Annotated in this window: 20 protein-coding genes; 11 read left to right on the forward strand and 9 right to left on the reverse strand. The window is 70.0% G+C overall.

Annotation, left to right across the window (positions count from 1 at the left end):
• Positions 1-43: 43 nt before the first annotated feature.
• From ACWDR3_RS02195 to ACWDR3_RS02205, 3 genes are all read right to left on the reverse strand, one after another.
• Positions 44-913 carry a DUF1684 domain-containing protein gene (locus ACWDR3_RS02195; RefSeq protein ID WP_450350040.1) on the reverse strand — a complete coding sequence of 290 codons (870 nt, stop codon included), beginning with the start codon at positions 911-913 and terminating at the stop codon, positions 44-46.
• A 117-nt stretch (positions 914-1,030) separates the two neighbouring features.
• On the reverse strand, positions 1,031-1,951 hold the full coding sequence (locus ACWDR3_RS02200; RefSeq protein WP_450350041.1) for a sugar phosphate isomerase/epimerase family protein: 921 nt from the start codon (positions 1,949-1,951) through the stop codon (positions 1,031-1,033).
• 58 nt (positions 1,952-2,009) lie between these two features.
• On the reverse strand, positions 2,010-3,203 hold the full coding sequence (locus tag ACWDR3_RS02205) for a Gfo/Idh/MocA family protein (RefSeq protein ID WP_450350043.1): 1,194 nt from the start codon (positions 3,201-3,203) through the stop codon (positions 2,010-2,012).
• 161 nt (positions 3,204-3,364) lie between these two features.
• Between ACWDR3_RS02205 and ACWDR3_RS02210 the strand changes: the two genes are divergently transcribed.
• From ACWDR3_RS02210 to ACWDR3_RS02240, 7 genes are all read left to right on the forward strand, one after another.
• A complete protein-coding gene (locus ACWDR3_RS02210; RefSeq protein WP_450350044.1) occupies positions 3,365-4,603 on the forward strand; it encodes an ROK family protein in 1,239 nt (412 codons plus the stop codon).
• 145 nt (positions 4,604-4,748) lie between these two features.
• On the forward strand, positions 4,749-5,867 hold the full coding sequence (locus tag ACWDR3_RS02215) for a Gfo/Idh/MocA family protein (RefSeq protein WP_450350046.1): 1,119 nt from the start codon (positions 4,749-4,751) through the stop codon (positions 5,865-5,867).
• A 120-nt stretch (positions 5,868-5,987) separates the two neighbouring features.
• Positions 5,988-7,319, forward strand: a complete 1,332-nt coding sequence (locus tag ACWDR3_RS02220) for an ABC transporter substrate-binding protein (protein WP_450350047.1) — start codon at positions 5,988-5,990, stop codon at positions 7,317-7,319.
• A 10-nt stretch (positions 7,320-7,329) separates the two neighbouring features.
• Positions 7,330-8,316: a carbohydrate ABC transporter permease gene (locus ACWDR3_RS02225; protein WP_450350049.1), complete on the forward strand. Its 987-nt coding sequence runs from the start codon at positions 7,330-7,332 to the stop codon at positions 8,314-8,316.
• Complete coding sequence (locus ACWDR3_RS02230; RefSeq protein WP_450350050.1) at positions 8,306-9,148, forward strand: carbohydrate ABC transporter permease; 843 nt, start codon at positions 8,306-8,308, stop codon at positions 9,146-9,148. Before ACWDR3_RS02225 ends, ACWDR3_RS02230 begins: the two co-directional genes overlap by 11 nt.
• A gap of 41 nt (positions 9,149-9,189) precedes the next feature.
• Positions 9,190-9,993: a sugar phosphate isomerase/epimerase family protein gene (locus tag ACWDR3_RS02235; RefSeq protein ID WP_450350051.1), complete on the forward strand. Its 804-nt coding sequence runs from the start codon at positions 9,190-9,192 to the stop codon at positions 9,991-9,993.
• Positions 9,994-10,785, forward strand: a complete 792-nt coding sequence (locus ACWDR3_RS02240; protein ID WP_450350053.1) for a uridine kinase family protein — start codon at positions 9,994-9,996, stop codon at positions 10,783-10,785. It begins immediately after the preceding gene.
• Positions 10,786-10,819: 34 nt separating this feature from the next.
• Here the strand turns inward: ACWDR3_RS02240 and ACWDR3_RS02245 are convergent, their stop codons facing one another.
• Positions 10,820-11,485, reverse strand: a complete 666-nt coding sequence (locus ACWDR3_RS02245) for a TetR/AcrR family transcriptional regulator (RefSeq protein ID WP_450350055.1) — start codon at positions 11,483-11,485, stop codon at positions 10,820-10,822.
• A 233-nt stretch (positions 11,486-11,718) separates the two neighbouring features.
• On the opposite strand from ACWDR3_RS02245, the gene ACWDR3_RS02250 reads away from it, so the two are divergent.
• Positions 11,719-13,188 (forward strand): MFS transporter, encoded by a 1,470-nt coding sequence (locus ACWDR3_RS02250; RefSeq protein WP_450350112.1) that lies wholly within the window; start codon positions 11,719-11,721, stop codon positions 13,186-13,188.
• An 82-nt stretch (positions 13,189-13,270) separates the two neighbouring features.
• Here the strand turns inward: ACWDR3_RS02250 and ACWDR3_RS02255 are convergent, their stop codons facing one another.
• Together ACWDR3_RS02255 and ACWDR3_RS02260 are read right to left on the reverse strand one after the other, a co-directional pair.
• Entirely contained in the window at positions 13,271-15,046 is a 1,776-nt protein-coding gene (locus ACWDR3_RS02255; protein WP_450350056.1) for a RecQ family ATP-dependent DNA helicase, read from the reverse strand.
• A gap of 337 nt (positions 15,047-15,383) precedes the next feature.
• Entirely contained in the window at positions 15,384-16,262 is an 879-nt protein-coding gene (locus ACWDR3_RS02260; RefSeq protein WP_450350057.1) for a helix-turn-helix domain-containing protein, read from the reverse strand.
• 235 nt (positions 16,263-16,497) lie between these two features.
• Between ACWDR3_RS02260 and ACWDR3_RS02265 the strand changes: the two genes are divergently transcribed.
• On the forward strand, positions 16,498-17,478 hold the full coding sequence (locus ACWDR3_RS02265; RefSeq protein ID WP_450350059.1) for an aldo/keto reductase: 981 nt from the start codon (positions 16,498-16,500) through the stop codon (positions 17,476-17,478).
• Between the two features lie 55 nt (positions 17,479-17,533).
• Positions 17,534-17,938, forward strand: coding sequence for a nuclear transport factor 2 family protein (locus ACWDR3_RS02270; RefSeq protein WP_450350061.1), 405 nt, complete (start codon positions 17,534-17,536; stop codon positions 17,936-17,938).
• Between the two features lie 8 nt (positions 17,939-17,946).
• Here the strand turns inward: ACWDR3_RS02270 and ACWDR3_RS02275 are convergent, their stop codons facing one another.
• From ACWDR3_RS02275 to ACWDR3_RS02285, 3 genes are all read right to left on the reverse strand, one after another.
• On the reverse strand, positions 17,947-19,008 hold the full coding sequence (locus ACWDR3_RS02275) for an amidohydrolase family protein (protein WP_450350062.1): 1,062 nt from the start codon (positions 19,006-19,008) through the stop codon (positions 17,947-17,949).
• Positions 19,008-20,504: an aldehyde dehydrogenase family protein gene (locus tag ACWDR3_RS02280; RefSeq protein ID WP_450350063.1), complete on the reverse strand. Its 1,497-nt coding sequence runs from the start codon at positions 20,502-20,504 to the stop codon at positions 19,008-19,010. Before ACWDR3_RS02280 ends, ACWDR3_RS02275 begins: the two co-directional genes overlap by 1 nt.
• A 102-nt stretch (positions 20,505-20,606) precedes the next feature.
• Positions 20,607-21,554, reverse strand: a complete 948-nt coding sequence (locus ACWDR3_RS02285) for a LysR family transcriptional regulator (protein WP_450350064.1) — start codon at positions 21,552-21,554, stop codon at positions 20,607-20,609.
• A 126-nt stretch (positions 21,555-21,680) separates the two neighbouring features.
• On the opposite strand from ACWDR3_RS02285, the gene ACWDR3_RS02290 reads away from it, so the two are divergent.
• A complete protein-coding gene (locus ACWDR3_RS02290) occupies positions 21,681-22,652 on the forward strand; it encodes an NAD-dependent epimerase/dehydratase family protein (protein WP_450350065.1) in 972 nt (323 codons plus the stop codon).
• Positions 22,653-22,680 lie beyond the last annotated feature (28 nt).

Here is a 22,680-nt window from a genome sequence, read left to right on the forward strand (position 1 = left end):
CTACCGTGCGGCCCTTGGTGATTCACGGCGCCCGGTACGCCGATCAGGCCACCCCGTCCTTTTCCCCGCCCTCGTCCCCGTCCCGCTCATGGGGCGTCTTCAGACCGGCCTCGATGGCCACCGACAGCCGGTTCTCGGTGGGCGGCAGCGGGCAGGTGGCCAGGTCGGTGTAGGCGCACGGCAGGTTCGCCGCGCGGTTGAAATCCAGGACGACCGTGCCGTCGGCGGCCGGCGCGTCGAGGGAGAGCGAGCGGTTGGCCGCGTAGGTGGTCACGCCGGAGGTGGCGTCGGTGAAGAGCACCACCAGTTGGCCCGGGCCGTGCCCCGGGAACGCGGTCAGGGCCAGGGGACGCCCGTCCAGTTCGAACTCGACCCGGCCCGGTGCGTCGTACACATGCTCAAGGCCCTCGACCGCGGCGCCCACCGTCGTCGGACGCGGTTCGTCGAAGGCGGTGTAGCGACCGGTCACCACCCAGCGGGGGTCCGGTGCGTAGGCGGGGGTGCCGGCGAAGGCGGTGCGCAGCGGCGCGTCCGGGTGCCGGGGGCGGATGATGTCGTATCCCCCGCGCTTGGCCACCTCGATCACGGCATCTCCCCAGACGGCGTTGACGCCACCGCGCTCGGGCAGCACACCGAAGCGGTGTTCGCCCCGCACGGGCGTGCCGTCGACGACGAGTTCCTCACCCTCGTCGAGCGCCACGGCGACCCCGTCGGCGTCGGTCCACCAGGCACCCGGCGCGTCCGTGAAGCGCTGCGGCCGGTCGTCGAGCCAGTGCAGGTCGGTGATGGCCAGGAATCCGTGCGGAGCGGCGAGCCGTTCCTCCTGCCCGCGGTACCAGTCCAGCCAGTCCTCGGTGAAGGCCTGGAGGTCGGTCGCGGCGGGCTGGACGGTCTTTTCGCTGAGTTCGGTCATACCAGTGCCAACCCCGGCCGCCCGGAGGGGGATTCCGGTCCGCGTGTGACAGCTTCTTTTCGGGATGGTGGAGATCTTCGACGACCGAGCCCCTGATCGGGCTCGGGCCGGGGTCGGCTACTCGCCGATCAGCGGTCGCAGTGTTTGGTGGGCGATGCGCAGACCCCGCTTCACCTTCTCCTCGGTTCCGGACCAGACGGGGTCCTCGTGTTCCACGGAGACCGTGCCGGCGTAACCGAGTTCGTGGAAGCGGTCGATGATGCGCCGCCAGTCCACCTCGCCCAGTCCGGGTACCCGGTAGCGCCACCACCCCATCTCCCAGGGGTTGTCGCCCTTGTGCACGGTGCCGAAGAAGCCGGAACGGTCGCGCCTTTCGGGGAAGAGTTCCACGTCCTTGGCCTGGGTGTGGACGATCCGGTCGATGTACGGCTCGATCGTCGTGAGGGGGTCGATGCCGATCCACGTCAGGTGCGAGGGGTCCCAGTTGAGGTAGAAGTCGAGCCCGAACATCCACTCCCACAGCTCGGGGGAGTAGGCGAGATTGCCCGGGTAGCCGTCGGGGTGCCAGCCCTCCATCACACAGTTCTCGATCACGATCTTGATGCCGCGATCCGTCGCGTAGTCCACCAGCTCGGGCAGGACCTTCTCGCCCTCGCGCAGGTTCTCCACGACGGAGAGCGTCGGGTCGCGCCCGATGAACGTGCCGACCGACTCCACCCCCAGCCGTGCCGCCACGTCGATCACGTGCCGGAGATGGGTTCGGATCGCCGCCCGGGTCGCGGGGTCGGGATGGAGGTTGTTCTCGTAGTAGGCCAGGGAGCTGATCTCCAGGCCGGTGCGGTGCAGGAGTTCGCCGGTCGCGTCCTCGTCGGCCTCCGAGAAGGACGCGACGGGGAGGTGGGAGGCCTCGAAGTCGCGGCCGCCGGTGTCGGGCCACACCGCGACTTCGAGGGCCTGGTAGCCCTCGGCCGCGGCCCAGGTGGCGATCTCGTCCAGCGACAGGGAGGGCAGGCAGGCGGTCAGGAATCCGAGCTTCATGGCGGGGGTCCTCCGGTGAGAGGGGTGGGGTCGACGCGGTCGCGGGCACACGCGCCGGTCAGCCGGGGACCGTGGTCCACGCGCGCCGGTCGGCCGAGGTCAGGACGGTGTCGACGAGGTGGGCGGACCGCAGGCCGTCCTGCACGGTGGGCAGGCCGTCCGGGGCCTCGCCGCGCAGGGCGGCGTAGGTGTCCTTCACGAAGTTCTCGAAGCACTCCAGGTAGCCCTGGGCGTGTCCGGCGGGGACGAGCGAGAGGCGGGCCGCCTCACGGGCGTTGGACGACGGGTCGCGGACCACCGTCTCGGTGCGGTCGCCGTAGCCGAGCCAGAGGGACTCGGGCAGCTCCTGGTCGAAGACGGCGCTCGCGTCGGCGCCGTCGAGTTCGAACCACAGCCGGTTCTTCCGGCCGGCCGAGACCTGCGAGACGGTCGCGGACACCAGAACCCCGTCCGTCGTCCGACCGAGCACTCCGACCGCGTCCTCAGTGGTGACCGGGACACGCACGGAACCGGGGAGCGGCGCGCCGGAAAATGTAGGGCCGCCTGCGTCGAGTCGTTCGGCCACCGTCGTGGCCGTCTCGGCCAGTACCTCGGCGATCCGGACCCCGGCCACCCACTCCACCAGGTCGAACCAGTGCGAGCCGATGTCCGCGAAGGCCCTCGACGGGCCGCCGGCCACCGGATCCACCCGCCAACTGGTGCTCTCCGGCGAGAGCAACCAGTCCTGGAGATACGAACCGTGCAGCAGTTGCCAGGGACCGAAGGCACCGGCCGCCACCCGGGCGCGCAGCTCGCGGACCACGGGGTGGTAGCGGTAGACGAACGGCACGGTGGCGATCCGACCCGAGGCCACGGCAGTGTCGGCGAGCGATCGGGCATCGGCGGCCGAAGTGGCGATCGGCTTCTCGCAGATGACGTGCTTGCCGGCGAGCAGCGCATCGCGGGCCTGGGTGACGTGGAGATGGTTGGGCGTGCAGATGTGGACCACGTCGATGCGGTCGTCGTTCAGGACGGCGTCGACGTCGGGGTAGCCGACGTCGATCTGCCAGTCGCGTGCCGCCGCTCGGCTCCGCTCGGGCGAGGAGGCCAGGATGCCGGCCACGTCGGCGCCGGCCGCGCGTGCGCTGCGGACATGCACTCCCGCGATCATTCCCGCGCCGATGACGGCGATCCGTGGGCGCGGGGTGCGTGGACGTCGTATGTGAGTTTCGGTGACGCGTGGGGTGCGCGTGTGCCCGGTCGGGGCAGCCATGCAAGATCCTTTCGGCAATTGCCGTACGGGAACTCGCTGTTCCGGCCTCATCCACGGACAACAGTAAGAGGCGGACTTCCGTCAGGAAAGCCCTTTGAATATTGTCGTTTCTGGAATATTAATCGTCCGTTGGTGTCGTCGGCCTCACTGAAGGAGCGAACGTGGCAGCACGACTGGGGGCCCCGGGCAACGGCTCGCGCCGTCATCCCGACGCGGTCCGCAGCCAGATCGCCCGGCTGGTGGCGGCGGGCGAGGCGTCCCACCGCCTGGACCTGTCGCGGCTCACGGGGCTCTCGCGATCCTCGATCCACACGCAGGTGCAGGACCTGGTGGACGCGGGTCTGTTGCACGGGGAGGACGCCGGCGGCGGAGGGCGGGGGCGGCCGGCGCTGCGGCTGAGTCTCGCGGGTGACGCGGGTGTCGTCCTCGTCGCCGACCTCGCCCCCTTCTCGACGCGCTGTGTGGTGACCGATCTGACCCAACGGGTGCTCGCGGACGAGACCTTCCCCTGGCCGCTGTCCGAAGGGCCGGAACCCACCGTGGCCCTGCTGGTGGAGCAGTTCGCCGACCTGCTCGAACAGGCGAAGGTCCCGGCGGACCGGCCCCGTGTCCTGGTCGTCGGTCTGCCGGGCCCGGTGGACGTGGCACGGGGTATGGCCGTCCGCCCGCCGATCATGCCGGGCTGGGACGCCTTCCCGGTCGCCGAGCGGCTCGGGGGCGTGCTCGGCTGCCCCGTCCTGGTGGACAACGACGTCAATCTCATGGCGCTCGGTGAAGCACGGACGGTTCCGCCCGAGCAGTTGCCCGTCCTGTTCGTGACCGTCGGCGCCGGTATCGGCGCCGGGTTCGTGCTCGCCGACGGGACGCTGCACCGGGGCGCCGACGGTGCGGCCGGAGACATCGGGCACATCCGGGTCCCCGGTGCCGACGAGGTCGTGTGCCGGTGCGGAAAGGCCGGCTGCGTCGAGGCCGTGGCGTCCACCGCGGCGCTCGCGCGGGGCCTCGCTCCGGCCGGTGAGCCACCCGCCGAGATGACGGACGACGGTGCCGCGATGCGGGAGTTCGTCGCACGCCTGCGCGACGGCATGCCGGACGCACTGCACCCGGTGCGGGCCGCGGGCGCCGCACTCGGCGAGGTGATCGCCCTGTGCATCCACATGCTCAATCCCCGGCACGTCGTCGTCGGCGGCGAGGTCGTCGAGGCCAGCGACGACCTGCTCTCGGCGGTGCGCGCCGTGGTGTACCGGCACGCCCTGCCGCTCGCCACCCGCGAACTGTCCATCACCCGCAGCCACTTGGGACGGGACGCGTCGACGGTGGGGGCGATGGTGCTCGGCATCGAGCACCTGCTCTCGCCGACCGGGATCGGGCGCTTCCTGGCTCCGCGCGGTACTCCATGAGCTGACGTGACGGCAGGGCGGTCCACCCAGCGGACCAGCGCTCTTTACCGCCTTCCACCGCTGCCGCTAGCTTCCGACGTGTCTCGCACATCCGGTCTCATCCACCGGCGGACTCGCTCCGCTCGACCGCGATCTGGGAGACACGGTGAATCGATCAACCCCTCGCGCACGCATCGGCGTCGTCGGCGCAGGCATGGTCTTCGACGCCTACGCCCGGGGCCTGAACTGGTACGGCGATCTGCCCCTCATCAGGGTGGCCGACATCGACGTCGGCAGGGCCCGCGCCAAGGCCGAGCTGCACGGCATCCCCGCGTACGGCACGCCCGCCGAGCTCTACGCGGACCCGGACGTCGACGTCGTCGTCAACATCACGCCCCCCGTGGCCCATTGGGAGGTGACGCGGGACGCGCTCGCCGCGGGCAAGCACGTCTACAGCGAGAAACCCCTGGCCGCGTCGGTCGCCCTGGCCCGCGAGAACCTGACCCAGGCCAAGGCGGCCGGGCGCGTGCTGGCCGGCGCCCCCGACACTTTCCTCGGCACGGCGGGCCAGACGGCACGCGCCGCCATCGACGGCGGCCTGATCGGCACGCCCTTCGCCGCCACGTCCTTCGTCCGCTCGTCCAAGGTCGAGGCCAAGCACCCCAACCCCGGCTTCTTCTTCCAGCCCGGCGGCGGCCCGACCCTCGACTGGGGCCCCTACCACGTGGCCGCCCTGGTCAACCTGCTCGGACCCGTCGCCGAGGTCGTCGGCACCAGCACGATCCCGAGCCCCCGGATCACCGTGACCACCCCGGACCGCGTCGTCGACGAGGTCGAGGTCACCGTCCCCACGACCGTCGCCGCCATCCTGCGCACGGCCTCCGGCGCGATCGTCTCCACCCTCCACAGCTTCGACATCTGGGACATGACCCTGCCCCACATCGAGGTCTACGGCACCGAGGGCACCCTGAACATCCCCGACCCGAACCGCCATGACGCCCCGGTCCTCATCAAGCGCCGCACGGACGCGGACTGGTCCGAACTCCCCCCGGTCATCCCGCCCACCCGCGCCCCCGAGGCCGGCCCCTTCCGCGGCCACGGAGTGAACGACCTCGTCGAGTCCCTGCGCGGTCAACCGCTGCGTGTCCCGGGCGAGTTCGCGCTGCACGTCCTCGAAGTGCTCGAAGCGATCGAGCAGTCGACGTTCGCCGCCGGAGCCCGCCCCATCACCAGCCGGACCGAGCGGCCCGCGCCCGCGGCCCTCCCGCAGTCCGTCTCTGCCTGAACCTCACCGGCTGAATCTCACCGCCTGAACCACCCTGCCGAACCTTCTCCGGCCCCGCACGCCGGCACCGAACCCGTGCACCACTCCCATCGATCTCGCACGTCCTGAGAGGAAAATCCCATGCAGCGCAGAACCCGTGCAGTCGCGCTCGCGGCTGCGGCGACGCTGGCAGGCGCCGGTGTCACAGCGTGCGGCGGCGGCTCCGGTTCCGCCTCCGGTGACAAGACCATCACCTACTGGGCGACCAACCAGAGCACCAGCCTCGACGCGGACAAGAAGGTCCTCCAGCCGGAGATCGACAAGTTCACCAAGCAGACCGGCGTCAAGGTCAAACTCGAAGTCATCCCCTCGGCCGACCTGCTCAACCGCATCCTCGCGGCGACGACCAGCGGCAAGGGCCCGGACGTACTGAACATCGGCAACACCTGGTCCGCGTCGCTCCAGGCGACCGGAGCCTTCGTCGAGTGGGACAAGGAGCTGCTGGCCAAGGTCGGCGGCGAATCCCGCTTCCTGCCCGCGGCGTTGAAGTCCACCGGTGCCACCGGCAAGGACCCGGCGAGCCTGCCGCTCTACACCAGTTCGTACGAACTCTTCTACAACAAGAAGCTGTTCAAGGCCGCCGGCATCAGCTCGCCGCCGAAGACCTGGAGCGAGTTCGTCGCCGACGCCCGCAAGCTCACCAAGGACACGAACAACGACGGCAAGACCGACCAGTGGGGTCTTGGCATGCAGGGCGCCTCGTCCTCGTTCGCCGCGCACTGGGCGTTCATTCTCGGCACCCAGCACGGCGCCCAGGTCTTCGACGGCCACACCCCGAAGTTCGACGACACGGGCATGGTCGACGGGATCGACCAGTGGCTGTCCTGGATCGGCAAGGACGGCATCGTCAACCCGTCCGACGCCGAGATGACCGACAAGGTCGCGCTCCTGCAGAACTTCTCGTCCGGCAAGGCCGGCATGATCCTCGCCCAGTCGTCGACCGGCCTGACCCTGGGCCAGTACAAGATGACGACGGACGACTACGGCGTCGTCCCGGTGCCGGCCCAGGACCCTGCGGTCGCGGGCGGCAAGGACATCGGCTCGTTCGTCGGCGGCATCAACGTGGCGGTCTTCAAGAACACCGGGAACCTCGACGGCTCCACCCAGTTCGTGAAGTTCCTGACCAGCGCCGAGGAACAGGTGATCCTCAACAAGACCTACGGGACGCTGCCCTCGGTCACCGACGCCAAGGACCCGGCGTTCGACACCCCCACGCTGGCCGTGGCCCGCGAGACGCTCGACTCCCGGGCCGTACCGCTTCCGCAGATCGCCGAAGAGGCGCAGTTCGAGACCCTGGTCGGGCAGGCGATGAGCTCCTTCGCCGCACAGACCGCGACCGGCAAGCAGCCCGGCAAGGACAAGATCAAGAGCGAGATGACCGCGGCCGACCAGAAGCTCGAAGCCGGTAGCTAGGAGCAGGACGATGGCAGTCATCACTCCTTCCGGGACACGAGAGAGCCCCGGCGCCCCGGACACACCGAAGCGATCCGTGCGAGGAGGCCGCTTCCGGGGCCGCGGCCGCCGCTGGATCCCGTACGCCTTCCTCCTCCCCGCTCTGGCGCTCGAACTGCTCATCCACTTCGTGCCCATCGTGCTCGGCATCGCGATGAGCGGACTGCGGGTGACGCAGTATCAGATCAGCCACTGGTGGGAGGCGCCCTTCGCCGGTCTCGGGAACTTCAGGATCGTCCTGGACTTCGACGGGCCCACCGGCAAGTCCCTGGCCCAGTCCTTCTTCGTCACCCTCGGCTTCACGGCCGTGGTCCTGACCGGGGCCTGGCTCGTCGGCATGGCGGCGGCGCTCGCGCTGCAACGCAGCTTCCGCGGGCGGGGGTTGCTGCGCACCCTGTTCCTCGTGCCGTACGCACTGCCCGCGTACACCGCGGTCATCACCTGGCGTTTCATCTTCCAGCGCGACAACGGCATGCTCAACCACCTGCTCGGCCAGCTCGGGTTGATCGATTCCAACCCGTTCTGGCTGATCGGCCAGAACGCCTTCTGGGCCGAGTGCGTCGTCGCGATCTGGCGGATGTGGCCCTTCGCCTTCCTGATCCTGATGGCCGGCATGCAGGCCATCCCGGGCGAGGTCTACGAGGCGTCGAGCATCGACGGAGCGGGCCCGTGGCGGCAGTTGCAGATGATCACCCTGCCGCTGCTGTCCTCGGTCAACAAGGTGCTGGTCCTGGTGATGTTCCTGCACACCTTCAACGACTTCAGCACCCCGTTCGTCCTGTTCGGCGGCTCGGCCCCGCCGGCCGGGGACCTGATCTCCGTGCACATCTACCAAAGCTCGTTCGCCACCTGGAACTTCGGGCTCGGCTCGGCCATGAGCGTGCTGCTCCTGCTGTTCCTGGCGCTGGTCAGCGCCTGCTATCTCGCCTTCACCCGGAGGACCGGCCATGAATCATGACACCCCGGGCTACCGGGTCTTCCGGTACGTCACGCTGACGCTGCTGTCGGTGTTCGTCCTGGCTCCGCTGTACGTCATGCTGGCCTCGTCGCTGAAGACACTCCCCGACGTACAGGGCGAGTTCACCTGGATCCCGTCGTCGCCGACGATCCAGTCCTTCATCGACATCTGGCACACCGTGCCGCTGGCCCAGTACTTCGTCAACTCGCTGATCGTGGCCGTGTCCGCCACCGTGCTGTCGGTACTGGTGGCCGTCTTCGCCTCCTACGCGCTCAGCCGCTGGAAGTTCCCCGGCAGCGGCAGCTTCAAGTCGGCGGTGCTGGCCACCCAGATGTTCCCCGGCATCCTCTTCCTGCTGCCGCTGTACCTGCTGTTCGTCTATGCCGACCAGAACCTCGGCACCGACCTAGTGGGCACCCGCACCGGGCTCATCATCACGTACCTGACCTTCTCGCTGCCGTTCGCGGTGTGGATGCTGGTCGGATACTTCGACACCGTTCCGCGCGACCTCGACGAGGCGGCGAAGGTGGACGGCGCCGGCCCGCTGCGCACCCTCCTCCAGATCATCGTCCCCGCCGCGACGCCCGGCATCGTGGCCGTGTGCATCTACGCCTTCATGACGGCCTGGGGCGAAGTGCTCTTCGCCTCGGTGCTCACCGACACCCAGACCCGCACCCTCGCCGTGGGCCTGCAGGCCTACTCCACCGAGGCGAACGTCTACTGGAACCAGGTCATGGCCGCCTCACTGGTCGTGTCCCTCCCGGTGGTCGCCGGATTCCTGCTGCTTCAGCGCTTCCTCATCACGGGCTTCACCGCCGGCGCGGTGAAGTGACGGTGAAGTGACCAACCGGCCCCGACAGATTGGAACTTGGCATGCCGGCCATCGGCTTGCAGCTCTACACGTTGATGAACGTCCTGGAGGACCGTCCCGCCACGCTCGCCAGGATCGCCGACCTCGGGGTGACGTCGGTGGAGCCCTTCCGCCTGGGCCGCACCGAGTTGACCCGTGCCGCGCGCCTCGCCGAGGCGCGCTCGCTGAAGGCCGACATCGACGCGGCCGGCCTCACGGTCTCCTCGGCCCACGCCCGACTGCCCGACGCGGAGGACCCCGGCTGGTTCTTCGAGGAGATGGCCGAGGCGGGCGTACCCGTCGCCGTCGCCTCCACCCCCGAGGCACTGCCCGGATTCACCCGCGACGCTCTGGTCTCGGCGGACGGAGTGCGCCGGTACGCCGACCGGTTCAACGCCCTGGCCAAGGCGGCGTCCGGCCACGGCCTGCGGGTCGGCTACCACAACCACTACTGGGAGTGGACCCCGCTCGACGACGGCCGCTACGGCTACGACGTCCTGTGGGACGCCCTCGATCCGTCGATCGTTGCGGAGGTCGACCTCTACTGGGCCCAGACCGCGGGCCAGGTTCCTGCCGAGGTGGTCGCCAGGCTCGGCGAGCGGGTCGAACTCGTCCACGTGAAGGACGGCCCGGCGGTACGCGGCGAACCCCAAGTCGCCGCCGGACAGGGCTCGGTGGCCCTGGCGGACGCGCTCGACGCGGGCCGCGACTCGATCCGGGTACACATCATCGAGGCGGACGGGATCGCCGAAGGGGAGGACATCTTCGACCTGGTCGCGCAGAGTGTGGCCTGGCTGAAGCAACGGCAGGAGGGCGGAAGCGCGTGAGTGTCGAAGGGCCATGACGGCCGGTCGCGCACCCGGGCCCCTCTCGACCATGAGGTCGCCGGGATCCCGGTGACCGGCGGAGACGACGAGGTGTCGATGCATCTGCGCCCAGGGGAGACCGAGGCGGTCGGCTGGCGGGTGGTGTCCCTGCTGGACGCCGTCCGGCAGCTGCGCGATGCGTCACCCGACGTCTGCGGACGTCCGCGGGTGATCGCGATCGACGGCCGGGGCGGCGCCGGCAAGACAACCCTGGCCGAGCGGCTGCGCAGGGCAGTGCCCGACTCCGCCGTCGTGCACACCGACGACATCGCCTGGAACCACGCCTGCTTCGACTGGGGCGCCGTGCTCGTCGAGAACGTCCTGCGACCCCTGCACCGGGGCGAGGCGGTGGACTTCCGCCCTGAAGCCTGGATCACCCACGACCGGCCCGGTTCGATCACCGTCCCCGCCGGTGCCGACGTCATCTGGGTCGAGGGCACGGGCATCATCCGCGCGGAACTCGCCCCGTGGTTGGACGCCTCGGTGTGGATGCAGGGTGACCTCGACGAGCAACAGCGCTCGACGACCGCCCGCGACGGCGACTCCCCGGAGCAGTTGGAGCACGTGGCGAACTGGCTCCTGGAGGAACTGCCGTTCATGTCACGGGAACGGCCATGGGCCCGAGCCACCATGATCGTCGCCGGCCCGCCGCAGATCGACCATGCCCCGGACACCGAGCTGGTGGTCGCCCCGCCGACCGGTCCTTCGGTGTCGGGAGGGGACGACGGCGGTCCGTCACGACCGTACTCATGAGGAGTCCGGCACGGCCCCTCTGCGGCAGGAGCGTTCAGGCGCGAGCCGTCGAGCCGGTGCCGAGCAGGCCGTTGATCACCAGGGTCGCCAGTGTCTCCGCCGTGGCCGTGACCTGTTCCGGTGAGGTGGTCTCGGGTCGTCCCAGGCGTCGGGCCAGCGGCTTCTGCACCATTCCCGAGATGGGCGGGACGATGGCGAAGAACAGCACGTGCATAGGGATGGGTGCCATGCGTCCTGCGGCCACGAGCCGCTCGATGCTGGTCCCCATGGTCTCTAGGACCCCGGCGAGGTAGGTCTCGTACAGGTAGTCCAACCGCTCGCTGTCCGCCGTGGTCTCGCTGAGGAAGAGCCGTGCGATCAGCGGTGTGTCCGCCGCGGCCCGGTAGAAGCCGATGATGATCTGCCGCAGCCGCTCGGCATCGTCCAGCGAGGGATCCACCTCCGGGATGCCCGCCAGATGCGGCCCCACCGCCGCGTCCACCACCGCACGCCAGAACGCCGCCTTGGACCCGTACCTGTCGTTGATGAAGTTGTGGCTGACGCCCAGGCGACGGGCGAGTTCGCGCGCGGAGGCATGGTCGTAGCCCAGCTCCGCGAAGGCTTCGAGCCCGCGCGCCAGGATGCTCTCCTCCGCGGGCACCTCGGGAGTGCCCGCACCTGGGCGCCCCGGCCGGCGTACGGATGCGGTTCGCGGTTCCACCGCTGACTCCCTCGCTGCTGGTCCGATTGCTGCTTTCCGATCCTGCGACGCAGGCCGGCTCCCGATCGGTCGGGAGCCACGATCACTTTACTTGACACCTGTCAGAACAGAACTAATCTGACAGGTGTCAGAGGCTGTCCTCCCGGGTGCGCCGAACGTTCTTTCCTCCTGTCCACGTCTTCTGGAGATCCGTCATGCCCGAACACCCCACCGGCGCGTCCGGCGCTGCCACCATGTCCACGCTCCCGCCCTCCGGCGCGCCCCCGCATCACCGCTGGTGGATCCTCGCCGTCGTCGGCGTCGCCCAGCTCATGGTCGTCCTGGACGCGACGATCGTGAACATCGCACTGCCCTCCGCGCAGCAGGACCTGGGCTTCTCGGACGGTGACCGGCAGTGGGTCGTCACCGCCTACGCGCTCGCCTTCGGCAGCCTGCTGCTGCTCGGCGGCCGGATCGCCGACCTGTTCGGCCGCAAGCTGACCTTCCTCGTCGGTCTGATCGGCTTCGCCGGCATGTCCGCCCTCGGCGGTGCCGCCACCGGCTTCGAGATGCTGATCGTCGCGCGGGCCGGGCAGGGCCTGTTCGGCGCGCTTCTCGCCCCGGCCGCGCTGTCCCTGCTGACCGTGACGTTCACCGACCCCAAGGAACGCGCCAAGGCCTTCGGCGTGTACGGCGCCATCGCCGGAGCCGGCGGCGCCATCGGCCTGCTGCTGGGCGGCGTACTGACCGAGTACCTGACCTGGCGCTGGACCCTCTACGTCAACCTCGCCTTCGCCGCCGTCGCCTTCGTCGGCGGTGTGATCCTGCTTCAGCGCACCAGTCGCGACAGGACCGCCAAGATCGACATCCCCGGCGCCGTCCTCGTCGGCGGCGGCCTGTTCTGCCTGGTCTACGGCTTCTCCAACGCCGAGAGCCACGACTGGAGCTCCCCGCAGACCTGGGGCTTCCTGGTCGCCGGAACCGTCCTGCTGACCGCGTTCACCTGGTGGCAGACCAAGGCCGCGCACCCGCTGCTGCCCCTGCGCATCCTGCTGGACCGCAACCGCGGCGCCTCCTTCATCTCCATCCTGATCATCGGCGCCGGCATGTTCGGGGTCTTCCTCTTCCTCACCTACTACCTGCAACAGACCCTCGGCTACACGCCGGTGAAGACCGGCCTTGCCTTCCTGCCCATGGTCGCCGGGCTCATGGTCGCGGCGACCGCCGCCACCACTGTCCTCGTTCCCCGCTTCGGCCCCAAGCCGGTCGTGCCGGTGGGCATGGGCGTGGCCGCCGCCGGCATGGTCTGGCTCACGGGTCTGGACCTCGACAGCTCGTACGCCACCCACATCATGCTTCCGCTGATCGTGGCCGGCCTCGGCTTCGGCCTGGTCATGGCCCCCGCCATGAGCCTGGCCGTCGACCGCGTACGCGCCGAGGACTCGGGCGTCGCCTCCGCCTCCGTCAACGCCATGCAGCAGGTCGGCGGCTCCCTGGGCACCGCCCTCCTCAACACCCTCTTCGCCAGCGCCGTCACCGACTACCTCGACGGCAGGAACCCCAAGGACCCCGCCGTCCTGGCGCAGGCGAGTCTGGAGGGCTACTCCACCGCCTATTGGTGGTCGGCCGCCTTCTTCGCCGCGGGGCTCGTCATCAGCGCGATCCTCTATCGGCGGGGTGCGCCGGCCACGGACCCGGATGCGGCGCCCGTGGTGCACATGTGAGGTCGAGGGCGCGGCCCGCTTCGGTGGGCCGCCGCTCGCCTACAGGGCCGCCTCTCGACGCGCAGGACTCACGGGACTCGCGTCAGCGCGGTGAGTCCGGCAGCGCGACGAGCAGCCGCTTGTCCGTCACCACGGCCAGTGACAGGGTGCGGTAGCCGACCGACTCGAACAGGATCGTGATCCTGCCGTCGCCCTCGCTCATGACCTCGCCTTTGCCCCACTGGTCGTGGCGCACGCGGACGCCCGGCAGGTAGGCGTGGTCGTCCGGTGAGGGGCGGGCGACCGTCTGCGCCGGCCGGGCGGCGCGCCCACCGGCCCAGGTCCACCGGCGCCGTCGTACGGCTGACTTGTGCGGCCGTCCGGCGGCCTCGGGACGCCCGCTCGCGGAGCTGGGCGCCGGGCCCGTGCAGTTGTCGCACGCCCCGCACGGGACACGGACGGAGTCGCCGAAGTAGCCGAGGAGGAACCGCCGTCGGCAGTCGGTCGTCTCGCAGTATCCGCGCATCATGTCGACCCGGGACTGTTCGAGCTTGCGGTGCGTGGCGTGGACGGCGAGGGCGTTTCGTACGGCGGTGTCGACGTCGTCGTCCGCGCGGGCGCCGTCGGTCCCGTCCGCGCCGGTGAAGCGGCTGCCGTCCTGGCCGGTACGGACGGCCCCGGCCTCCTCCAGCAGGTTCAGCACGGCGGACAGCGCCGTCGCGCTCAGTTCGCAGTCGGCCCGGAGCCGGGTCGCGGCCACGGCGCCCGTCTCGGCGCGCAGGCGCTCGACGACGCGGCGCAGTGCGTCGGCGTCGGGCGCGCCGGCGGCGAAGAAGCGTTGCAGGCCCAGGTCCTGCGGGCGGTAGGCGAGGATCGCCCTTGCCGGTGCCCCGTCGCGGCCGGCCCGGCCGATCTCCTGGTAGTAGGCGTCGAGCGAGCCGGGGACGGAGGCGTGCAGCACGAACCGTACGTTCGCCTTGTCGATGCCCATCCCGAACGCCGAGGTGGACACGACCACGTCGAGGTCACCGGAGCTGAACCTGTCCTGGGTCCGGCCGCGTTCGGCGGCGGAGAGGCCCGCGTGGTAGCTCGCGGCGGACAGGCCGAGGTCGCTCAGCCGCTCGGCGTAGCTGTCCGCTGCCTTCCGCGTCCCCGCGTACACGATGCCCGGCTTCTCCTCGACGGCCGCCCGCTCCACGACGAACCGCTCCTTGGCGGCTGCGTCCTGGAAGGTCGACACGGCCAGGTCGATGTTGGGACGGTCGAAGCCGGCCACTATCTCCACCGGGTCGTTCATGGCGAGACGGTCGGCGATGTCCCGCCGTACCGGGGCCGCCGCGTTCGCGGTCAGGGCGAGCACCGGCGGGTTGCCGAGCCGCCGGCGTGCGTGGCGCAGGCGCAGGTAGTCCGGCCGGAAGTCGTGCCCCCAGGACGACACGCAGTGCGCCTCGTCCACCACCAGCAGCCGGGGCCGTACGGCGGCGAGCCGGTCCGTGACGTCCGGCTTGGCGAGCTGCTCGGGAGCGAGGAAGACCACGTCGACCGTGGAGGCGCTGATGCGGGCCCATGCTGTGTCGTTGTCGCTTCGGCGCTGGGCGGAGTTGATGGCGGCGGTGCGCAGCGCGCCGGATCCGAGCAGGCTCTGCATCTGGTCCCGCTGGAGCGCGATCAGCGGCGATACGACCACGACGGGACCGCCGAGCAGGACCGCGGGCACCTGGTACACGGCGGACTTGCCCGCGCCGGTCGGCATGACGGCCAGGACGTCACGCCCCTTCATCACGGCCTTCATCGCACTCAGTTGGGCCGGACGCAGCTGCTGCCAGCCGAAGACCCGACGGGCGGTGCCGCGCAGACGTCGGGAGGTGAGTGCGAACATCGTTCTCCTTGAAGCTGGGCGATCAACCGTCGGGTCCGGGTGTCTGGCGGCTACCCCGGTTCGCCGGGAAATCGCCTCACGCGATCCGATCGCCCACATCAAGATCCCCACGGCGCGCTCGCCCGGGCCGGCACGCGCAGGCCCGCCGCTCCCGGGGGAGTGAAGCGGCGGGCTCCCTTCGCGGGGAAAACAGACCGTACGCCCCCACCTCGCGAACCGAAAGATGTCGGACTCGACCAGATACACGCCCGCATTCGCCCACGCGACGAACGGGCCAGCGCGGCGAACGTGCTATCGGGGCGAACGGGCCAGCGCGGCGAATGTGCCGACGCCGGCCTCAGGCGTTGTCGGTCCGCCGGCTGTCGGCGTTCCAGCTGGCCAGGAGGCGGATCGCGTCGGCTTCGGGGGAGCCGGGTCGGGGAGTGTAGACGCTGATGATCTGGCTGGAGACGGCGTCGATGCGCAGGGTCTCGTAGGGCAGCGTGACCTCGCCGATGAGCGGGTGGCGGAAGGTCTTCGCGCCGGCCCGTGCGGTTCGTACGTCGTTGGTCGCCCAGCGTGTACGGAATTCCGTACTGCGGGTCGCGAGCTCACCGATCAGTGCGGTCAGGTCCGGGTCGTCGGGGTGGCGGCCGGCCTCGATGCGCAGGATCGCCACGGTGTCGGCGGTGATCAGGTCCCACTCGGGGAACAGGTCCCGGGCCCTGGGCTCGTCGAGGAACAGGAAGCGGGCGCTGTTCGTCCGTCCGGGCAGGTCGAACACGGGCGCCAGGAGCGCGCGCCCCAGTGCGTTGACCGCGAGGATGTCGAACCGGCCGTTGAAGACCACCGCGGGCAGGTGGTCCATCGAGTCGAGCAGCACCCGGATGCCGGGGGTGACCAGGTCTTTCGCGGTGGCGCGGCGCCGCTTGCGGGCCTCGGGGGTCAGCGCGGCGAGCAGCCGGCCGAGGTGCGCGCGTTCGTCCTCGTCCAGGCGCAGGACACCGGCGACGGCGTCGACGACTCCGGCGGAGGGCCCGGTCGCCTGACCGCGTTCGAGCCGTACGTAGTACTCCGGGCTGACCCCGGCGAGCAGCGCGACCTCCTCCCTGCGCAGGCCCTTCACCCGACGGCGGGTGCCCTGCGGGGGAAGGCCGGCGTCGGCCGGGGTGACCCGGGCGCGGCGCGTGGTGAGGAACTCGCGGACCGCCGCCCGTGCGGCCTCCTTGTCGTCCATGCGATCAAGCGTAGGCCCGGCCCGCGTCCCGGAAGGGGTCCCTGTGAGTACCCCTTTTCGCAGTGCCTGTCGGGACGGGGCGAACGGATGTTGGCTGGATGCCGGAGTGATCGAGATCGGGGCGGATGCCGGGGGCGCAGGCCCTCGCCGCTTCCCTCCGACCGACCCGCTTTCCTTCGACACGCTCGACACCTTCGTCTTCCTTCGACGCCCTCGACGAGAAACGAGTTCTCTGATGCAGCACGCCATGCTGGGGAGCCTGCGGGTTTCCCGGATCGGTCTGGGTGCCATGTCCATGGCCGGCACGCTCCTCTCCGGCGGCGGTCTGGACGACGCCGAATCCGTTCGCGCCGTCCATCGCGCGCTCGACCTCGGCGTCACCCACATCGACACCGCCGAAAGCTACGGCCCGTACCACAGCGAGGAGGTCGTCGGTCAGGCGCTGGAGGGGCGGCGCGACCAGGTCGTCCTCGCCACGAAGTTCGGCATCCTGTCCCATGCCGGGGACGGGACCGGCATGTTCGACAGCAGTCCGGCCAACATCCGCACCGCCGTCGAGGGTTCCCTGAAACGCCTGCGCACCGACCGGATCGACCTCTACTACCAGCACCGGGTCGACCAGAACACCCCCATCGAGGAGACCATCGGCACGGTGGCCGAGCTGGTCGCCGAAGGCAAGGTCCTGCACATCGGCCTGTCCGAGGCCTCTCCGGAGACGATCCGCCGCGCCCACGCCGTGCACCCGATCTCCTCGTTGCAGACCGAGTACTCCCTGTGGACCCGTGACGTAGAGACCGAACTGCTGCCCCTGCTGCGCGAGTTGGGCATCGGTCTCGTCCCCTACGCGCCGCTCGGGCACGGGTTCCTGACCGGCGAGATCCGCACGCCCGAGGAGATTCCCGAGGGCGACTGGCGCAAGACCAATCCGCGTTTCATCGGCGAGGCCTTCCAGCAGAACCTGCAACTCGTCGAAGAAGTACGGCACATCGCGGCCGAGGTCAGTGCCACCCCGGCCCAGATCGCGCTGGCCTGGCTGGTCGCCCAGGGCGGGGACATCGCCCCGATCCCCGGCAGCCGGCGCGTCGCTCGCGTCGAGGAGAACACCGCCGCCGACGGTGTCGTCCTGACCGCCGACCAGTTGCGGCGCCTCGACACCCTCACGCCGGCCACGGGCGCCCGGCACGACGACTTCAACGAGTCGACGATCGACCGCTGAACACGCCTGAACACGTCTGAACTACGCCTGAATCACGCCTCAGAGGAGATACGTCATGTCCGCAGCCACATCACTGACCGACCAGAACCGCGCGGTCGTCGAAGCCATGTTCGCGGCCGCCAACCGCGGTGACGTCGAAGGGGTCTTCTCCTACCTGTCCGAGGACGTCGCGGTGATCGAGCCGGTGTTCCTGCCCTTCGGGAAGGCCTACCACGGCAAGGACGAATTCCTCGGTCTCGCCCAGATCCTGCCCAACTACCTCGACGTCTCCAAGATCACGGTGCACTACACCATCGCCGACGGCGACCGCGTCGCGGCGTGCGTCGGCATCACGGACGTAGCGACCGGAGAACTGACCCATTTCATCGAGCAGTTCACGCTCAAGGACGGCAAGATCATTGAGAACCGGGTGTTCTACCACAACGTCGGCAGCATGATCGACAAGCCCAGGGTCGTGTAGTCGTCGATCTAGGACCGTTCCATGTCAGCGGCGTGGCCTTTGGCCACGTCGGCCGGCAGCAGCCCCCAGGCCATGGCGTTGCCTCCGGCGATCAGGTTCCGGTCCCGGGTCGGCAGGGCTGCCTGGTCCAGACGGGAGACCGGATCCGAAACGCCCATGTCGAAGGGGTAGTCCGTGCCGAGCAGGACGCGTTCGGCGCCGAGGACGGCCACGAGCGTGCGCAGCGCGTCGGGCGAGTAGACCAGGGAGTCCACCGCGATCCGCTGCATGTACGCGCTCGGCGGGAGCAGGCACGTCCGCGCGTCGGGCCGTTCGTGCCAGGCGTGGTCCGACCGGCCGAGGTAGGTCGGCAGATATCCGCCGCCGTGGGCGGCCAACAGTCTGAGCCGGGGATGGCGGTCGAGGACGCCGGAGAAGATCAGGTGGCTGAGGGCGATGGTGTGTTCCAGCGGTTGACCGATGACGTTGTCCAGGTACCAGCGGTCCAGCCGTCCGTCGACGGTGCACCCCAGCGGATGCAGGAACACCACGGCGTCCAACTCCTCTGCCCGTGCCCACAGTTCGTCGAGCCCGGGGTCGGACAGATCGATGATCCGACCGTCCGGGGCCGGTGCCCACGACGAGATCTCGATCCCCTTGAGCCCGCAGTCCGACATCGCGTGTTCCAGGGCCTCCACCGCGAGCCGCGGATGCTGCAGCGGCACAACTCCCAGCCCTGCCAACCGCCTTGGCGCAGCCCTGCACAGCGCGGCGATGCCCTCGTTGGTGGCGGTCCAGAGCTCTCTGGCGAGTGCGGCGTCGGCCCAGTAGTGGTACTGCGTCGGGCTGGGCGAGACCAACTGCACGGCGACTGACGCGGCGTCCATGGCGGCCAGTCGCGCTCCGAGGTCGGTCAGCCGCTCGCGTGCGTCGGCCAGGACCCCCAGCGTGACCGCGAACGACTCGCCGCCGAGGCGACGGGCCGTCTCACGCTGCTCCCGTGCGTACTCCTCGCGCCCGGCCACCAACTCCTCGACACCCGGCACCTCGGCGTGGGCGTGCACATCGGTGACCGGCGGTGTCCCGGGCATCAGTCGGTCTCCGTGACGGTGTCGAAGACGTCGTCGACCGCGTCCCACTCGGGAACGGGACCCTCTCCGAACGGCAGGCGCAGGGTCTTCGTGTAGGTCCACTCCCGCAGGGTCTCCAGCGTGTGCTCGCGCCCGTAGCCGGAGTGCTTGATCCCGCCGAAGGGAACCCCGACCGCGCCCCGGTGGTAGTGGTTGACGAAGACGATGCCCGCGTCGAGCCGCCGCCCGACCCGGACGCTGCGCTCATGGTCGCGCGTGCAGACACCGGCCACGAGCCCGAACTCGGTCCCGTTGGCGATCTCGATCGCCTCTTCCTCGTCGTCGAAGGCGATCATCGAGACCACGGGGCCGAAGATCTCCTCCTGAGCGATGCGCATGTCCGGCGTCACCCCGGTGAAAAGCGTCGGCGGTACGAAGAATCCGCCCGCCAGCGCCGGATCGTCCGGAAGCTGGGCGCGCGCGGCGACCAGGGCGCCCTCGTGCTCGCCGATGCGCAGGTAGCCGAGGACGCGTTCCTGCTGTGCCCGAGTGACCAGCGGACCCACGTGCGTCCGCTCGTCCGCGCCGTCGCCGACGACGAGCCGGGCCACCGCCTTGGCGACCCGCTCGGCGAGAGCGTCCTGGATGTCGCGATGGACGAGCACGCGGGAGGCCGCCGTGCAGGCCTCGCCCTGGTTGAAGAAGCCGCCCTCGACGATGCCACGGGCGGCGGCGTCCAGATCGGCGTCGGGGAACACGAGGAGGGGGTTCTTGCCGCCGAGTTCGAGGACCGTGGGTACGAGGTTGTCGGCAGCGGCCTTGGCCACCGTGGTCCCGGTGGCGGGCGCACCGGTGAAGGAGATCTTGCGGATGAGCGGGTGCGTCGTCAGGGCGGCGCCGGTGCCGCCGTCGCCGGGCACGACGTGCAACACGTCGTCCGGCAGGACGGACGAGACGATCTCGACGATACGCATGACGGTCAGCGGGGCCTGCTCACCGGGCTTGAGCACCATGGCGTTGCCCATCGCCAGCGCGGGCGCGGCCTTGCCCGCCGTATGGATGGGCGGCCAGTTGAAGGGGACGATGCCGGCCACCACACCGAAGGGGTTATGGGTGGTGATGTCCAGGATGGGACCGGAGTCACGGGCCTCGCCCGTAATCGCATGCACGAGGCCGCCGAAGAGATCGAAGATCCCGACCGCCGTGCGCAGGTCGAAGTTGAGTGCCTGCGAGACCGGTTTGCCCATCTCGCTCGATTCGAGCTCGGCCAGTTCCTTCGCGTGTGCCTGGATCGCCTCGGCGGCCCTGCGCAACACCGCGCCGCGTTCGGCGGGGGTGCGGCGCGCCCATGATCGCTGGCCTTCGGCCGCCGCGCGTACGGCCAGGTCGACCTCGGTGGGGCCCGCGCCGTACACCTGCGCGAGCAGGCGCCCGGTGGCGGGGTTCACGACGTCGAATCGGCGCGCGTCCTCGTCCGAAGACCAGCGTGACCGAACGACTTTGGCGTTCTCCGGCATGGATCCGTCCCTTCTAGGTGCGTGTCAGGGGTGCGTCTCCACGCTCGGTCACACGGGAGGTCCGAGGAAGATCGATCTGCCGATGCCGGAAATAGCCGCGATCTATACCGGCTCGAAGTCGTGTTCCTCGGTGGCGATCCGCCGGGCGGCCGCACGCAGCAGATCTCTGAACCACTGGTGCCCACGGTCGTGGTCGCGGTGGGGATGCCACCAGAACGCCTGCACCAGCGGGTTCGTCGGGAAGGGCGGCGGGAGGACCCGCAAGCCCATGGTCCGCGCGGCCTGCTCGGCCAGCGAACGGTGCACCACCGCCACCCGATCGGTGCCCCGTACAAAGGCCGGCAGGGCCGAGAAGGTGCCGGCGGAGACCTCGACACGTGGGGTGATCCCGGAGAGCCGGACCTGCCGCATGACGATCGACGTGACGTCGTGCGCCGTCGACGACCGGTCGGCGAAGACGGCCCACGGCAGAGCGGCCAGCGTGTCCAGGTCGAGCGTGCCACCCACCCGTGGGTTGTCCGCGCTGACGACGCACCGCCACTGGGTGCTCAGCAGCTCCAGATGACGGGGGCCGTGCAGCGCCCCACGCGGGGCCAGCACCCCGTCCACGTTGCGCAAACCGTCCATCGGGGCTTCGAGTTGCACGTCACGCGGCAGCTCGAAGCGGACCGAGGCGGAGGGCATCCGCTCCGTGAGCAGACGGCTGATCGTCGGCCCCATGACCTCCAGCCAGAAGTCGCTGGCCAGCACCGTGAACTCGCGACGCGCGGTAGCGGGGTCGAACTCCCCCTGGGTCATGAACACCCGCTCGGCCCCGTCGACCGCGTCCGACACGAGCGGCCGCAGGTGCATCGCCAGCGGCGTCAACTCGTACCGGTTCCCTTGACGGATCAGCAGCGGATCGCCGAAATGCCGGCGGAGTCTGCCCAGCGCGGCGGAGACCGAAGGCTGGCTGAGTTCGAGAGTCTCCGCGGCCCCGGAAACGCTCCGCCGCGACAGCAACGCGTCGAGATGGAGGAGCAGATTGAGATTCAGACTTCTGAGCTCCATCGAACCGCCCTCACGTCGAGCACCGACCCCGGACCAGCTTAATGCACACGCCTCTTGCGTTTGCCGTTCGGTGCGCCTACGGTCGCTGTAACGCACATCTGATCTGCATTAGTGCCGGAGGCTGCTGTGAAACTCTTTGTCATCGGGGCGACGGGCTACATCGGGTCGGTGGTCGCCGAACGCCTGCAGGGCGAGGGGCACGTACTCACCGGTCTCGCGCGCAGCGAGGACTCGGCCGCGCAGCTCCGCGCGGCGGGAATCGAACCGGTCCGCGGAGCACTGGGCGATATCGACGTCATCACCGAACAGTCCGCGGCGGCCGACGGGGTCGTCCAGCTCAGCGGCGGCGGCTTTCTCACGCAGGCCCTGGAGACGGTGCACGAGGCCGTCGCCACGACGGACGCCGTGCTCGACGCGCTCGCGGGCACCGACAAGCCCTACGTGTTCAACGGCGGCACCGGGATCTGGCTGGACACCGGGATCATGGTCCCGGACCGGGTCGTCACGGAGGACGATCCGATCTCACCGCCGTATTTCTACAGTCACTTCGGCGACATCCAGCGCAAGCTGACGACGGTCGAGAACGTCCGGACGATCCTGGTCTCGCCCGGTCAGGTCTACGGCCGAGGCGGCGGCTACATCGGGCCGATCGGCCGGATGTTCGCCAGGGTCCGCAAGCACGGCGTGGTCCACGCGGTGGAGAACGACAACGCCTCCACGTTCGTCCACGTCGACGATCTCGCCGACCTGTATGCCCTGGTGCTGCGGACCCCCGACGTCCGAGGCCTCTACATCGCCGCCACCGACACCGTGAGCGCCATGGACGTGGCACGGGCGGTGAGCGCGGCCGCGGGCCTCGGCGGCGAACTCGAACTCGTCGACTACGCCACGATGCGCAGGCTGAACGGCCGGGCCGGTGAGCTCGACTTCTGGTCCAACTGCCGTGCCTCCGGCGACAAGGCGCGCAAGGAGCTCGGCTGGCGGCCGGAGCGCCCGGGTGTGATCGCCGATCTGGCCGCGCTGCCGAAACCGCTTGATCTCGACACGGTCTACCCGGAACCCCGGCGCCAGGCCGCCGCGGCCCGGATCTCCTTCTGAGCCCCGACACGATCAGCGGAGAGGAGAC

This window comes from Streptomyces sp. NPDC001002 (assembly GCF_053599215.1).